Annotated in this window: 11 protein-coding genes; 5 read left to right on the top strand and 6 right to left on the bottom strand. The window is 57.5% G+C overall.

Annotated features, from left to right (window positions below; all coding sequences use genetic code 11):
- The first annotated feature begins 425 nt into the window (after positions 1–425).
- Entirely contained in the window at positions 426–1,106 is a 681-nt protein-coding gene (locus tag UH5x_RS00985) for a redox-sensing transcriptional repressor Rex (RefSeq protein ID WP_047815992.1), read from the top strand.
- Positions 1,107–1,515: 409 nt separating this feature from the next.
- On the opposite strand, the gene UH5x_RS00990 is transcribed toward UH5x_RS00985, so the two are convergent.
- On the bottom strand, positions 1,516–3,048 hold the full coding sequence (locus UH5x_RS00990; protein ID WP_482634393.1) for a sulfatase: 1,533 nt from the start codon (positions 3,046–3,048) through the stop codon (positions 1,516–1,518).
- Between the two features lie 146 nt (positions 3,049–3,194).
- Positions 3,195–4,913 carry a hypothetical protein gene (locus UH5x_RS00995; protein ID WP_482634394.1) on the bottom strand — a complete coding sequence of 573 codons (1,719 nt, stop codon included), beginning with the start codon at positions 4,911–4,913 and terminating at the stop codon, positions 3,195–3,197.
- Positions 4,914–5,531: 618 nt separating this feature from the next.
- Between UH5x_RS00995 and UH5x_RS01000 the strand changes: the two genes are divergently transcribed.
- The gene (locus tag UH5x_RS01000) at positions 5,532–6,077 is read left to right on the top strand and encodes a DOMON domain-containing protein (protein ID WP_047815991.1); all 546 of its coding nucleotides are present in this window, start codon (positions 5,532–5,534) and stop codon (positions 6,075–6,077) included.
- Between the two features lie 52 nt (positions 6,078–6,129).
- Here UH5x_RS01000 and UH5x_RS01005 read toward each other — a convergent pair whose 3' ends face one another.
- A complete protein-coding gene (locus UH5x_RS01005; RefSeq protein ID WP_482634395.1) occupies positions 6,130–7,635 on the bottom strand; it encodes a S10 family peptidase in 1,506 nt (501 codons plus the stop codon).
- Positions 7,636–7,994: 359 nt separating this feature from the next.
- On the opposite strand from UH5x_RS01005, the gene hmpA reads away from it, so the two are divergent.
- The 3 genes from hmpA to UH5x_RS01020 all read left to right on the top strand — a co-directional run bounded on the left by hmpA (position 7,995) and on the right by UH5x_RS01020 (position 11,046).
- A complete protein-coding gene (gene hmpA, locus UH5x_RS01010) occupies positions 7,995–9,224 on the top strand; it encodes an NO-inducible flavohemoprotein (RefSeq protein ID WP_482636097.1) in 1,230 nt (409 codons plus the stop codon).
- Positions 9,225–9,671: 447 nt separating this feature from the next.
- Positions 9,672–10,136, top strand: coding sequence for a large conductance mechanosensitive channel protein MscL (mscL, locus tag UH5x_RS01015; protein WP_047815990.1), 465 nt, complete (start codon positions 9,672–9,674; stop codon positions 10,134–10,136).
- A gap of 7 nt (positions 10,137–10,143) precedes the next feature.
- On the top strand, positions 10,144–11,046 hold the full coding sequence (locus UH5x_RS01020; RefSeq protein WP_482634396.1) for an alpha/beta hydrolase: 903 nt from the start codon (positions 10,144–10,146) through the stop codon (positions 11,044–11,046).
- A gap of 905 nt (positions 11,047–11,951) precedes the next feature.
- Here UH5x_RS01020 and UH5x_RS01025 read toward each other — a convergent pair.
- The 3 genes from UH5x_RS01025 to UH5x_RS01035 form a co-directional block, all read right to left on the bottom strand.
- Positions 11,952–12,671 carry a methionine-R-sulfoxide reductase gene (locus UH5x_RS01025; RefSeq protein WP_047813993.1) on the bottom strand — a complete coding sequence of 240 codons (720 nt, stop codon included), beginning with the start codon at positions 12,669–12,671 and terminating at the stop codon, positions 11,952–11,954.
- Positions 12,672–12,852: 181 nt separating this feature from the next.
- Positions 12,853–13,815 (bottom strand): putative bifunctional lysylphosphatidylglycerol flippase/synthetase, encoded by a 963-nt coding sequence (locus UH5x_RS01030; protein ID WP_047813994.1) that lies wholly within the window; start codon positions 13,813–13,815, stop codon positions 12,853–12,855.
- 36 nt (positions 13,816–13,851) lie between these two features.
- Positions 13,852–14,322 carry a hypothetical protein gene (locus UH5x_RS01035; protein ID WP_047813995.1) on the bottom strand — a complete coding sequence of 157 codons (471 nt, stop codon included), beginning with the start codon at positions 14,320–14,322 and terminating at the stop codon, positions 13,852–13,854.
- Positions 14,323–14,455 lie beyond the last annotated feature (133 nt).

Raw genomic sequence — 14,455 nt, forward strand, 5'->3', positions numbered from 1 at the left:
GACGTTGTAATAACGCAGCTTCCTTTGGCCTGCCGGATACCCCCCGGCTTGACCTCCATACCAACCAAGACCCAGACTGCTAAACCGATCCGCTGCCTGATTCACTGTCACTCTTGTTGCAGTGTGCCCGTCGACTGAACGAAGGCCGAGGCTGCGGTGGTGAGAGCGGGATGGCCCACACGTGGGCCAGGGAGGGTCGGTAAGGCTTCACTTGCCAGTCGGACAGAGATAAGCTGTGCCAGGTGTGTGACCCAGGCGAAAACTCTGCGGACTAGTAAAACTGATCTTGATGCACAAACTTCATCGTCTGCGGGACACGGGTTGAACAAGCAAACAGGGAAGTCCTGGCAAAAGGGAGCGATTGCGTTGTCGAGTCCTACCGACCTTGCGGGTTGTTCCAGTGAAATCAAATGCGCGGGTCGGTCATGGGCATGAACACAGAGCACGCTGCGGACGATTCCGACAATCCCGATGAGAGCGATCGTCGGGCCGAGTTGTCGACGCCCGCGGTGGGCCGATTGTCGCTGTATTACCGTGAATTGCACCGTTTGCTGGATTCCGGCGAAACGTCCACGAACAGCCGTGACCTGGGCGCAATGGTCAATGTGTCGCCCGCCGTCGTTCGCCGCGACCTCAGTTCGATTGGATCGATCGGCCGCCGTGGGGTTGGATACGACGTTGCAATCCTGGCCGACCGAATCGGTGTGGTGCTGGGATCAGGCGTGCAGTGGAAGGCGGTCCTGATCGGCGTTGGGTCCCTGGGCAACGCGTTGCTGCGTTATCGCGGATTTGAACGCCTGGGATTTTCCCTTGCGGCCGCATTTGACACCGATCCAAGCAAGTATGGTCGCGAAGTCGGGGGCACGACGATTCGTTCCCTGGACGATCTGGAAGAAGTGTTGGCGACCGCGAAACCAGAATTGGCCATCTTGGCGGTGCCAAGTGAACAAGCCAGTCAGGTCGCAACTCGCGTGGTGGCGGGTGGGATTCAGGGCATCCTGAACTTTGCCCCCACGACGCTTCGTGTGCCATCTGGCACAGCGATTATCAACGTGGATCTTGCCAGTGAATTGCAGCAGCTGGCGTTTCGAATCCAGAACCGGTGATGGGCGGAGGGCTGGCCTGGTAGCGGGAGAATGCGTTGGTGATGCAAGGGATGGAGCGTGGTATGGGCTGGCATCGAGCACCGATGGCTCGTGCCACGTGCCACGTGCCACGAGCACGAGCACGAGCACGAGCACGAGCACGAGCACGAGCACGAGCACGAGCACGAGCACGAGCACGAGCACGAGCACGAGCACGAGCACGAGCACGAAGCACGAAGCACGAAGCACGAAGCACGAAGCACGAAGCACGAAGCACGAAGCACGAAGCACGAAGCACGAAGCACGAAGCACGAAGCACGAAGCACGAAGCACGAAGCACGAAGCACGAAGCTAGAAGCTAGAAGCTAGAAGCTAGAAGCTAGAAGCTAAAAGCTAAAAGCTAAAAGCCAGCGACGATTGTCGCCACCGCTCAATCGTCGATGCGGAGCATTGGGTTCCAGTTGCCGACTTTGTATTCGGTTCGCTTGCCGGACGCTGGCATCCCCTTGGTTCTTTCGGTTTCGAGTTTCTGCGTCAAGTCGCGAATCACTTGGGCGATCTCGGGATCGCTTTTGCGATCGCCGTGAGCCAAGTTGGTGAATTCATCGGGATCGTTTTGGTGATCGTAAAGCTCGGTGCCACGTTTGCCGTCGTCCCACAAGGTCAGCCGGTATCGTTGGGTGCGAATGGAGTACCCGTAGTAGCGTTGTTTGGCTTGACGATCATTGCGAACGACCATCGACATCGAGTAGCCGCGACCGGTTGCCGAGGGATCTCGCAACATCGGTACAAGCGATTGGCCTTGCATCAATTCTTGCGTGGGCACGCCGCACCACTCCGTCAGCGTCGGGTACAGGTCGACCAGTCCCACGGGCGCGGTGGCCACCGCGCCTGCGGTGCGTCCGGGCTCCGCGATGATCAATGGCACACCAGCGACTTTGTCGAACAAGGCCTGCTTCTGCCACAATCCCTTTTCACCCAGGAAGTAACCGTGATCGCTGGTGAAAACCACGATCGTGTTCTTGTCCAAGCCGGTGCGTTTGAGCGTGTCGAGCACCTTGCCGACTTGCGCGTCCATGAACGTGGTGCTGGCGTAGTAAGCCTGGACCGCTTGGCGACGTAGATCGTCGGTGAGTTGCTCTTGTTCTTTTTTGCGACTGAGCAAGGCCGCCTCCGGAACGTCCGCGTTGTCTTCTTCTACATTGTCAAACAGCGGCATGTCTTCCAGGTTGTAAAGATCGAAGTATTCCTTGGGTGCCACATAGGGCGTGTGAGGTCGATAGAAACCAACGGCTAGAAAAAACGGGCGGTCATTGCGTTGGGCGCAGCGTTCCAGAACCCAGGATGCGTCGTCTGCCAGCATCCCATCGGTGTGGGCTGCGTCCGGGCGAGGCGACGCGTACCAGGACAGCGTTCCGCCGAACGCGTTTTTGCGAAGCGTGAAAATGTCCGGTTCTTCGATCAGTCGATCACAGCCGGCTGGATTGAGCTCCAATTCCCAGGACGCTGGGTCATCATGGCCGTTGGTTCCGACGGATTTGGGAACGTTGTAGTGGTACATCTTGCCGATGCGACCAGCGAAGTACCCGTCCAACCGGAAGGCTTGGGGCAGCGACCAACGCTCGGGAATCGAATCACGAAAAATTTGGGCGTTGCCGTGGATGCCGGTGGTGTCGGGATACAGCCCGCACAACATCGAATTTCGCGACGGGCCGCACAGTGGGTACTGGCAAGCCGCGTTTTCAAACAGGACGCCTCGCGCGGCCAGGCGATCGATGTTGGGGGTTTGGACCAGCGGATCCCCGTAGCAACCGATGCGAGTGTTCAGGTCATCGGAAATCAAGAACAGCACGTTCTTGCGTTGGCTGCCCTGGGATGTTTCAGGATCTTGTCCGTGGGACGTCTGGAGACTGAGACACAAGCCGAGGAAGAGTCCGAAACCGAAAATCCGCCTGATAGACATGGATGTACCTGCTGCACGAGGATTGAGACTGGTGCGGCAAGTATAAACGAGCGAAACCCACGACGTTGGTTCACAACGACGTGGGTTTCGGATGGCGATCGAAGGTCGGGACGCTCGCGTTTCAGTGGCGAGTCTCGAGGCAACGTTTAGCGTTGAACGTTGTCTTCCTCGGGACGTGTGGCCAACTGCGTTTCCGCGTCCATCGCGGCGGGATCCAGTCCCGGATTCAGCTCAGGGTAGGCTGAGTCGGGGACCACGTCGACGGCCACGATGGATTCGATTCCGGTGGCCGTGTTCAGGCTCACGATGCCGTTCGGAATTCCATCGGGCGTGGGAGCCGGGATCGCGTTGCCGTCCACCAGCATCGTCGGAATCGCGGGGGATGATTCCATCGCATCCGGAGCGTCGTCGGGCGTGGGCGCGGGAACCAAGTCACCATCGACGAGCATGATCTCGATGATTGCCGAGTTGGGCAATTCATCGGGAACCGCATCCGGGGACGGAGCCGGGATGACTTCCCCGTCGACGACCATCGTGTCGATCGAGTGAACCGTGTCGGGTTCCGCGTCCGGAACCGGCTGAGGGATTGGTTCGCCATCCACCAACATCATCGGGACAGGTTTCGCGATCAACGACGCCAAGTCACTCGCCACGACATCCAACACATCCGCTTCAATCATCGACCGGCGGTGAGCCACATCCGCCAACACCACGCCCAGCTCCCGAGGCGAGAAGCACTCCGCCACTTCTGCCACCTTGCTGACCTGCCACACTGCTTCTTCCAACAAGCAATCTGGGGATGCCTTCACCAGTTGAGCTTCGTGGAAATCGCCCTCGTTCAGGTCATAGGGCAAGTAGGCTTCTTCCAAGGTCACGATGACAGGGGAGCTCCCTGCCAAATCGCTGGGGTCTTCGACAGCCACTTCGGGATCGGCGATCCGTTCCACGCCCAATTGCAAAACCGTGTTGCCAACCGGTTTTGAAAAGTCATGCATGGCGATGAAGGGAACGATCACGGATGGAAGTGTGACATCCAAGGGTTCTTCCGCGGCGAGTGCGGCCAACTCCTCGCGAACATCGATCGTGAACTTGTGCGGTGCAGGCTTGGCAGGCACGGCGTTTGGAACCAGTTGGCTCTGCAGCACGGGTTCGTCCGAAGCGATTTCGGGCATGGATTCGTCCAACCACCACCGGTTCAGTGCCACCGCTTGAGCCAAGGCTTGGTCGTCGGCGACTTCTTCGCTGAGCCCGGGATCGAGTTCGCCAGCGACGGGGGGCAGTTTGGCTTGCGTGCGAATCATGGCGAACGGTTCGAGGAACTGTTCGAGCGGGATCCCGATCTTGGCCGCGGTGGAAGCAGCGACGGCGGCCAGCATTTCGTTGAAGTCGGAGGAGGTGCGGCGAACGCTGGTCGCGGGAGCGGACACATCGTTGATGTCGGCCGCGGCAACCTTCAGCTCGTCGCCGGTGGACTCGGGTTGAATGTCAACGCTGACGGTGGGGATGGAGTCGTGCGTGCCCGGGATCGAAATGATCGCTTGCTGAACGGGTTGAGCTTCGGCGTCCTCCGCTTTGTTCTCCCCGGCGTTGGCCGCTTCCGCTTCGATTTCACCGGCTTCGGTCGCTTTGTCTTCGGTTGGAACGGAGGGGGCATCCACGACAACGGCGGGGTCGATCGGGGCGGCCTCCTCATCAAAGCGGTGGACGAGGATGGAGATGCCACCGGTGAGAGCAGGATCGACTTGCTTGGCATGAGCGAGCGATGGTGCCAGGCCAGAAGCAAAGAGCGAACCGGCGATGGTGACCGACAATGCGAGGCGTTTGGCGGTGGTGGAACAATGGCGAATCGGGGAGAAAATTTTCATGATTATATTGGGCCGGAGATCAGCGAACGAAGGCTTGGAATAAAGTGTTCACTGCGAAACCGGAGCTTGAATGAATGTGATGGTGGGCTGTGAGGTGGGACAGAGCGGCAACGGGGGTGCCGAAGTGGGCGCTGCCAAAATCGCCGGATGGAGATCCCGCTCCAAGGCACGCTATCGGCGAGTCGAACGCCTGGGGAATTGAAATCGCCTGGGAAAGCGATTCGTTTTCGCTGCGACCGTTCCAGTTGTTCCGTTTGGGTAAAGTTCCAGCGGTTTCACGGCCGCATTTTTGACGAAATCCCCACAATTCGCCTGCCGAAATGCCGTTGGACGCGCGCTTCAAACCGAGCTTGGGCACTCATCGGCCAGCACTCGCACCTCTGACAAGCACGGGTTGCCACCATTCCAAAACGGGACGAAGCCGGTACGCTTTTGGTAGCCGTAGAAGTGTTTCTGCGGTTCGATGGTCCCGCGAATTTCCCGAGCAGGTTTGCAGTCTTGAGTTCCGCCAAAGGTCCCCTTCTCGATCCGACGATGCTATTCCGGTTCGAAGTTCGGCTGCAGCAGCACGCTTTGGATTGGACCTCGCGAGGGTTGTCGCTGCCCACTTCATGCCGAGTGCCGTCTTTTGCGGCGCTCTCAGGCGGTCCGATCTTTGCCGATGTGCGCATCGCGTGGGACGTGACCGGCATCGGGTTTCACTTGTTGGTCAATGGGAAACGTCAGTTGCCATGGTGTCGCGAAACTCGATTGGATGAGAGCGATGGGTTGCACCTTTGGATGGATACGCGGAACAGTCCCAACATCCACCGCGCGACCCAGCATTGCCATCGGTTTTTATGGTTGCCCGCTGGCGGTGGCCCTAAACGTGAGCGAGCCGTTGCGGCGATGGTGCCCATCAATCGGGCGAGAACCAATCCCAAACCCATCCGTCCGGACGCGCTGAAGATTCACGCAATCCCTCGGCACGATGGGTATGAGTTGTCTGGTTTGATTCCCGCCGATGCGTTGACGGGATACGACCCGAAGGACCAATCGCAGATCGGTTTCTATTACCTCGTCGCGGATCGGGAACTCGGCAACCAAGCGTTGACGCTCAGCACCGACTTCCCGGTCGCGGAAGATCCATCGTTGTGGTCAGAAGCCGCGTTGATCTCCAGCTGAGCAACGGAAGCAGCTGGTTGCCGAAGCGGTGGCACGGTTGCGAAACAGACGCCTATTGAGCGGTTTCGCCAACGGCATCCTGGTAGAACTCGACCAGGTCTTGACGCAGTTGTTTGAGAGACGGCTCATGAACGTACATCATGTGCCCACCTTCGTAATGCTTGATCGTCAAGTTCTTGCTTCGTTCCGAGGACAAACCCATGTGGTCGATGGTGTACTCCATCGCGAAGTGGGGCGTGGCGAGATCGTAGTACCCGCAAGCGACAAACAATTTGAAGGACGGGTTGGCTGTCATCGCTCGACGCAAGGTTTCCGACGCATCGACGTAGCGGCCTTCGAAGGGTTTGTAGCTCCACGGATGCACGTTGCCGGTCAAGATTTCGTAGACGCGTCGATCCTTGTATTTCAAATCGCGATGCATGTAATCGTTCAGGCAAGCCGTGAAGGGGCCGAAGATCGCGGCCCCACTGGCATCGAATTCGGGCGTCTCACCGGCTGAGTCACGGTCGATGCTTGTGTAACGACCGTCGAATCGGCCGACCGTCAACGCTTGATCGCGAAGCAACTCCTTGCCAAAACGCTGCATCGAAATCTTGAGGTTGGACGACAACAAGTACTCTTCCGACAGGCCTGTCAGGCTTGCGAGTTCCTCGGCGACACGTTGAAGTTCCTTTTTGCCGATGCTGGTTCCTTTCAGCAGAGCAGGGGCGTATTGGCGGTAAGCGAACTTCTCCGATTTCGCGACGACTTCCGCCAGTGGAAGCGATTGCAGTTCCTCATCGAGTTGCTTGTGGTACCAAGCCGTCGCCGTGTAGGTCGGCAGGAAGCAAACGTCAGGGACGTCGTTGCTGGGCGAGAAGCGCAGCGTTTGAAAGTTGATGGCGCCGGAGATCACGATGGCGCCATTGAGTTCCATTTTGTAGTGGTCTCGCAGGTAGCCGCTCAGCCCCGCAACGCGAAGTCCACCGTAGCTTTCGCCAAGAATCAATTTCGGTGAGAGCCAACGTTCGAACTGGGTGGTGTAGTCATGGATGAACTGGCCGACGCTGCGGACGTCTTCGTTGTAGCCATGGAAATCGCTCTTGTTGACGTCTTTCGCGGGACGACTGTATCCCGTGCTGACGGGGTCGATGAACACCAGGTCGGTGATGTCCAACAGACTCTGGTGGTTTTCATCGAGGTGATACGGAGGACGCAACACAGACGCATCATCCGGGAAGCGGATGATCTTGGGCCCCAGCATTCCCAGGTGCAGCCAAACCGAAGAGGAACCCGGTCCGCCGTTGAAGCAGAACGTGATCGGACGCTTGGTAATGTCGTCGGTCTTGCGAGTGTACGAGACGAAGAAGACTTCCGCTTTGGGGTCCAGTTCGTCAGTTTGCATGACCAAGCGACCCGCGGTGGCGGTGTAGTCAATCGTCTCTCCTGCCACGCTGAAAGAGTGCTCGGTCGTGACAAATTGGTCCGTCAATTCGTCACTTGATTTCTCTTCTGCCGTGGTGTCCTTCGAGGGGGGAGCGTCGTCGCCAAGCACATTGGTGCTCAAAAACAACAGCATCCACAAGCTTGCAAAGCATTTCCAATTCATCGGGGCCATCTCAGTTGTGTCAATCGTGAAGCGTTTAAAACGGGGTCCGCACTGGTTGCCAGTGTACTTTGCCGTGGATGTTTGGGCTCCTGCAAAGGCGAACTCTTGAGGCCTCGGCAGACGCCGGGGAATCAGTGCCCAATAGCGGTGGAGAAAGGCGGATGAGTCGCCTCTCTCAGCGGGGCGGTCGGGTGTGCGCAAAGAAGACAGGAACCCATGGAATCGAAACTCCATCTTGACGTGTAGAAATGAACCTGTACGTTGAGGTGGATGTTTGGCGGCGTGATGTTTGGCCGCTTCGTTACGACTTCATTTTCGGGAGAGCCGCCTTGCTCAGTGAAAACACCATTCGCATCGTCAAAGAGATCACGCCCGCTGTCGCCGCCAACGCAGAGACGATCACGCGGCGATTTTATGAGCGGATGTTTGAGGCGAATCCGGAGGTCAAGGTTTTCTTCAACCAGTCGCACCAGCACACGGGCGGTCAGCAGAAAGCCTTGGCGGGTGCGATCTGTGCCTACTTCACTCACATCGACAATCCCGCGGTGTTGTTGCCCGCCGTGGAACTGATCGCTCAGAAGCATTGTTCGCTAGGGATTCAAGCCGAACACTATCCGATCGTGGGCGCGAATTTGTTGGCGGCGATCAAGGATGTGATGGGCGACGGCGCGACGGATGAAGTCCTGGGCGCGGTGGAGGAAGCGTATGGGTTCTTGGCTGACATCTTCATCGGTCGCGAAAACGAGATCTATCAGAACCAAGCCCAGGTGCCCGGCGGATGGAACGGTACGCGAACCTTTGTCGTGTCGCGAAAGACGCCCGAAAGTGACTGTGTGACATCGTTCTATTTGACTCCGGAAGACGGAGGGGGCTTGCCTGCTTTCAAACCAGGCCAATACATCACCGTTCACGTCGATCATCCGGTCACGCCCACTTCGCCTCGCAACTACAGTTTGTCCGACCATTGGCAAGAGCCTCACTATCGGATCAGTGTCAAACGCGAGGGAGCACTGCAAGCCGATGCGCCGGGCGGTTTGATTTCGAACCATTTGCATGACGAGATGCAGGAAGGGGATTTGATCGAAGTCGGGCCACCGTGCGGAGAATTCACGCTTGATCCCACTGAGAAGGCGGCGGAACCCATTGTGTTCTTGGCTGGCGGAATCGGTGTGACCCCGTTGCTGTCGATGGCGAAGTCATTATTGAAGGCTCAACCCACTGCAGAAGTTGTGTTTGTGCAGGCGGCTCGCAACAGCGCATCGCAAGCGTTTGCGGATGAGTTGAAAGCACTCGCGGAATCGTCGCCTGGGTTGCAGTTGCGAACGATTTACGACAATCCTTTGCCGGATGATTTGGCATCGGGAAAATGCGACGAAACAGGGTTGCTGACCAAGGAACAGATCGCTGAATGGACGCCGGTTGGGACGGCTCGGTATTTCTTCTGTGGCCCGAAGCCTTTCATGAATCTGGTTCATTCGGCTTTGTCCGAGATGGGAGTGGCGGACCATCGGTTGAAGTACGAATTCTTTGGTCCCAAGCAAGAATTGGTGCCGGCATAGGACCACGTGAACAACAAGTGACGTAGCGGAAGGGCGCGAGCCCTCCGGTTCCTCACCGGGCGGCTTGCGCCACACCGCTAACATCGTCACTTGTTGTTCACGCGTTGCTTAACGGCCTAGTGATTTCGTCAGTCAGACGCGATCGCGTCCGGTTCGTCTTCGGTCACCGTGGGCGATCGTCCCTCGGCTGATCGTTCAATTTTCGAACGTACTCAATCAACTGCCTGTTGAGCATGCATTCGTTTGGCCAAGCAAGGTGTCCGCCCTGTCGAAACGCATGTGCGTTTGGGGATGCGACACCATGGAATGCATGCGAATCAGCGAATGTAAATTGAAACCAACCGCTTGGTGTGGCGGTTCCGCTCGCATAGGCTTGACGCGTTCATCGCAAACATGGTGTTTGTGTTTTTTTAGATGGATGCAAAACGCATACAGCGAGGGGTCGAGATGGGTTTGGTTCAAGAGTTTAAAGAGTTTGCACTCAAAGGCAGCGTCATCGATTTGGCGGTTGGGGTGGTGATCGGCGGTGCCTTTGGTGGCATCGTGAAGTCGTTGGTCGACAACATCATCATGCCTCCGATCAATTTGTTGACAGCTCGCTCGGGGGTCAACTTCAAAGAGGCCGCTCTGACAATTGAAACGGAGTCGCCCAAGCTCGACGATGCTGGCAAGATCATCGAAGGCGAAGGTGCCGGGATGCTGGTTCAGGACTATCCGATTTTGAACTACGGCCCATTCACTCAAACCATTTTTGAATTCCTGTTGATCGCCATCGCCTTGTTCGTAGCGATTAAGCTGATCAATGCAGCTCGGGCGCGAATGGAAGATGAACCGGAAGAGGAAGAAGTCGCCAAGCCGAGCGAGGACATTCAACTGTTGCGAGAAATTCGCGACGCCCTTCAAAAAAGCTGAGGACACAATGAGTCACCGACGTTCGTTTGCATTTGTTTTTGCGGCCGCATTCACATTTCAATCGATCGGAGTGGGTGACTTCGTCTCCGCTGCCGATGCCACGCGCGATGCGGGACCATCGAGCGAAGTGGTGGAGGAGCAATTTGTCTACAAAACGGTCAGCGACGAATCGTCGGGCAAGACGACCAAGTTGTTCGTCGACTGGACGCGACCAGCGGATTGGTCGGCGGAAGATTCTCGTCCTGCCGTCGTCTTCTTCCACGGCGGTGGGTGGACGGGTGGCAAACCGGGCCAGTTTGCTTCGCACAGCAAGGAACTTGCGGAGCGCGGCATGGTTTGTTTTCGCGTGAAGTATCGGTTGCTGGATAAAAGGTCGAAAACGCCACCGGATACCTGCGTCGAGGATGCCTCGGATGCGTTTCGTTCCATCCGAGCCAACGCCAGCAAGTTCGGGATCGATCCGAAGCGGATGGCGACCGGCGGTGGTTCAGCAGGCGGTCACTTGGCAGCCTACTTGGGGATGATGGAGGACCAAGTCGTGAGCGGAGTTTCTCGCAAGCCAGCAGCGATGCTGTTGTTCAACCCCGTCTACGACAACGGACCCGGCGGATGGGGCACGGCACGCGTGGGCGACGACTATGCGAAGTACTCACCTGCTCACAACATCACGAAGGACGATCCGCCGTCGATCGTGTTCTTGGGCACCAACGACAATTTGATCCCCGTCGCAACCGGAGAACGATTTCGCGACCGTTGCGAAGAAGTCGGAGTTCGCAGCGAACTGCATCTCTACGAAGGCCAGCCCCACGGATTCTTCAATGCGAAGAAGACCGATGGAGGAGGCAAGATTTACCGCGACACGATGGAAAAGACGTTCGCGTTCTTGGAGTCGCTTGACTGGATCGATTGAGCGAAGTCAGAGTAGAACAGTGTTAAAAGTGAGGGTTGATCGTAGTGGACGAGGCCACGAGTCCTTGGATTCGACGCCAGTTCAGGACTCGTGGCCTCGTCCACTACCCTAAAAACAAGTCCTGACAGACCAGTGGTCAGAGTCGAACAGTTGTCCTCAACTGTTCCGCCGGGCAGTCTTGATCCACCAGGCCTTCTTGCGACCGGGTTCCCTTTCAACCGTTCGTGTCACGCTGCTCGACGACAATGAACCGGGCACGCAAACATTTGGGGACAAATGTTATACTCTCGTTCAGCTTCGTTTTGAGAGCGTAGTGGTCCGTCAAAGTTAAAAGTGAGGGTTGATCGTAGTGGACGAGGCCACGAGTCCGTGGATTCGACGCCAGTTCAGGACTCGTGGCCTCGTCCACTACCCTAAAGACAAGTCCTGACAGACCAGTGGTCAGAGTCGAACCGTTGTCCTCAACTGTTCCGCCGGGCAGTCTTGATCCACCAGGCCTTCTTGCGACCGAGTTCCCTTTCAACCGTTCGCGTCACGCTGCTCGACGACAATGAACCGGGCACGCAAACATTTGGGGGCAAATGTTCTACTCTCGTTCAGCTTCGTTTTGAGAGCGGAGTGGTCCGTCAAAGTTAAAAGTGAGGGTTGATCGTAGTGGACGAGGCCACGAGTCCTTGGATTCGACGCCAGTTCAGGACTCGTGGCCTCGTCCACTACCCTAAAAACAAGTCCTGACAGACCAGTAGTCAGAGTCGAACCGTTGTCGTTATCTGTTTCGCCGGGCAGTCTTGATCCGCCAGGCCTCCTCGCGACCGGGGTCGCTTTCAACCGTTCGCGTCATTCTGCTCGACGACAATGAGCCGAGCACGCGAACATTTGGGGCAAATGTTCCACTCTGCCAATGCTCACTCGGCGGAAGGCTTGGCGTCGGTCGCTTTCGGCTTCGTCTCTTTGGGCTTGGTCGCCTTGTCTTCTTTCTTCACGTCGGTCGCTTTGATCGGCTTGGGCATTTCCTTGCCTTCCGGAATGAACTTCATCGAAATGGAGTTCACGCAGTGACGTTCGTTTTTGGCCGTCAGGCGTTCGCCGTGGAAGACGTGTCCCAGGTGGCCGCCACAATTGGCACAGACAATTTCGATCCGACGTCCATCGGCGTCTCGATGTCGTTTGACCGCACCCTCAATTTCATCATCAAAGCTGGGCCAGCCACAGTGGCTGATGAACTTGTCTTTGGCGTGGTACAGCGGCGTGTTGCAGCGTTTGCAAATGTACGTGCCGGGATCTTTGGTCAGTGTGTAGCCACCATCCCCGGGTGGTTCGGTGCCTTTGTGCAAGATCACGTAGGCTTCGGCTTCGCTTAGCTTGTTGAACGGGCTCGAATCCATCTTCAGCTCATATCGGTTGTGGGTGAGAAGAGGCCTTGTTTTCTGGCTGGTCGACGACGTGTCCGTGGCGGACGTTTTTTGGGTGTCAACTGATTTTGTGTCAGTTGATTCCGCCGCCGGTGAATCGTCAGCATGAGTCGACGCCATTGGCTCACCGCATCCGGCGAAGGCGAAAAGGAATCCGCCCGCGATCGCGAATCCAAAGAGGTGTTTCCAAAGAGGCTTTGAGAGCAGCGGCATCGTTCGGCCTTGTGGTTGGGGGCAGGGGAGGGCGATTGAGGTGGGCAAAAGCAGGGTAGTGCGAAGAACAGGGCTCGCTCGTGCATTGGGAATGCTCAGGCAAGCTCCCCATCCGCATCCATTTTACCGCAACGTTCGACGCAGCAAACCGTTAAATGGATTGATCCATGGAAGTGGTCGTTCAGGTGGTCTTGGAATCGAACGTTTCCGCGTCGTGGCGAGCTTCCATGGCGCCACTGTAGATCTCGTGAGCCACCAAGACGACCATGCCGACTAGAAGTGGCAAAATGTAGTAGATCACACGGAAAATCAAAACAGAGGCGAGCACGGGTTTTCCGACCGTGTCTTTGAGCAGCGTCCACAGGATCAATTCCAAAACGCCGAGTCCGCCGGGAACCTGGGTGATCAGGGAGACCGTGATTCCCACCAGGTACGCTGCCAGGACCGTGGGAAATGGCACCACCGCGTCACCGGGCATCACCAGGTACAGGGCTGTCGCGGAAATCGTCAGGTCGACGATCGCAACGGATGCCTGAGCGGTCGCCAGTCCCAGGCTTGGCGGTCGCAGGTGAAGTTTGCCAATCGGCCAGGGTTTTCGCCAAACCAGGCAGATTCCAGCGTAGAAAACAGCGATTGAAAGCAGGATGGCTCCGAGCGTTCGGACTCCAAAGGGCAGGTCAAATCTGGCTGGCAGTTCGATCGGGTGCAGGACCAGAACGACTCCGCCGAGCACGCAGACGCCCGACCAGAATGTCAGCGCCAGCACGCTCATCAAGGCCACGATTTGGCGATGGGTGAGGCCCCAGCGGTGATAGAAGCGGTACCGGATCGGGGCCGCCGCTAGCAGCGTGCCGAGATTGTTTCCCAGGGCATACCCCAAAAATGCGACCAGAGAGACTCGTCGCAACGGCAGCGCTCGGCAGACATACCGAAGTGCCAAGATGTCGTAGCAAATCAGCAGGCCGTAGTTCAGGGCCACCAAAAAGGTGGCAATCACCAAGTAGGCAGTCGGGACACCGGTCAGGCCAGCGACAAAGTCATCCCAGGAAACTTTGTGAGCTTCGCCGATCAGGAGCCGCACGGCCAAGCCGAACAGCAACAGAGCCATCAACGGGCCGACAAGCTTGCGGGGGTCGAATTTCACGCCGGTTGGCTCTTTGGGGGGGACGGTCGAGGGTCGCTAGTTCCAACTCGATTGGTTTTCGCGAGGTTCGACGTAACGGATGTCTTGCAAATCCAGGCCCTCCAGACGTTTTTCCAGTTCTTGAAGGTCAGCATCCTGCTGTTCCTGCGTTTTGTCGTTGTCACGAGTCTCGTCGTCAAGCTTGCGTTGCTCGTCGGCGGACTTCTTTTGACGATCTTCCCCCGAATCCGCCGTGCTTTCGTTGTCGTACCGGGATCGGCCGCGAATGTGGCGATCGGCTGCTTCGGGATCCGTTCTGGCTTCCAGGTCAGCGGCCCGGACGCCGGCGGGATCGAGCACGCTGCCGACGCGACCGGTGTCGCGGAGAGTTCTCTCCCAGGCGCCGCCGTAGGCTGGGTAGGCGTCCAAGTCGCAATCGGCGCACAGGCGGCAGCCGATCGATGGGACCACCAGGGTGACCAGCAAGATCAGCGAAAAAGCGGCGGAGGCGATTCTTCGAGCAGACATGTGGGATCGGGAAGTGAAAGGGGGGAGATTGTGACAGGTGGGAAGGCGGGCGGCCAGGAACAATCGTGTTCCAGGCCCATTTCCCAGGGCTTGAACTCGACGATTGGCAAGCGATTTGCGAAAACGTCCAGGC

This window comes from Rhodopirellula sp. UH5 (assembly GCF_056839225.1).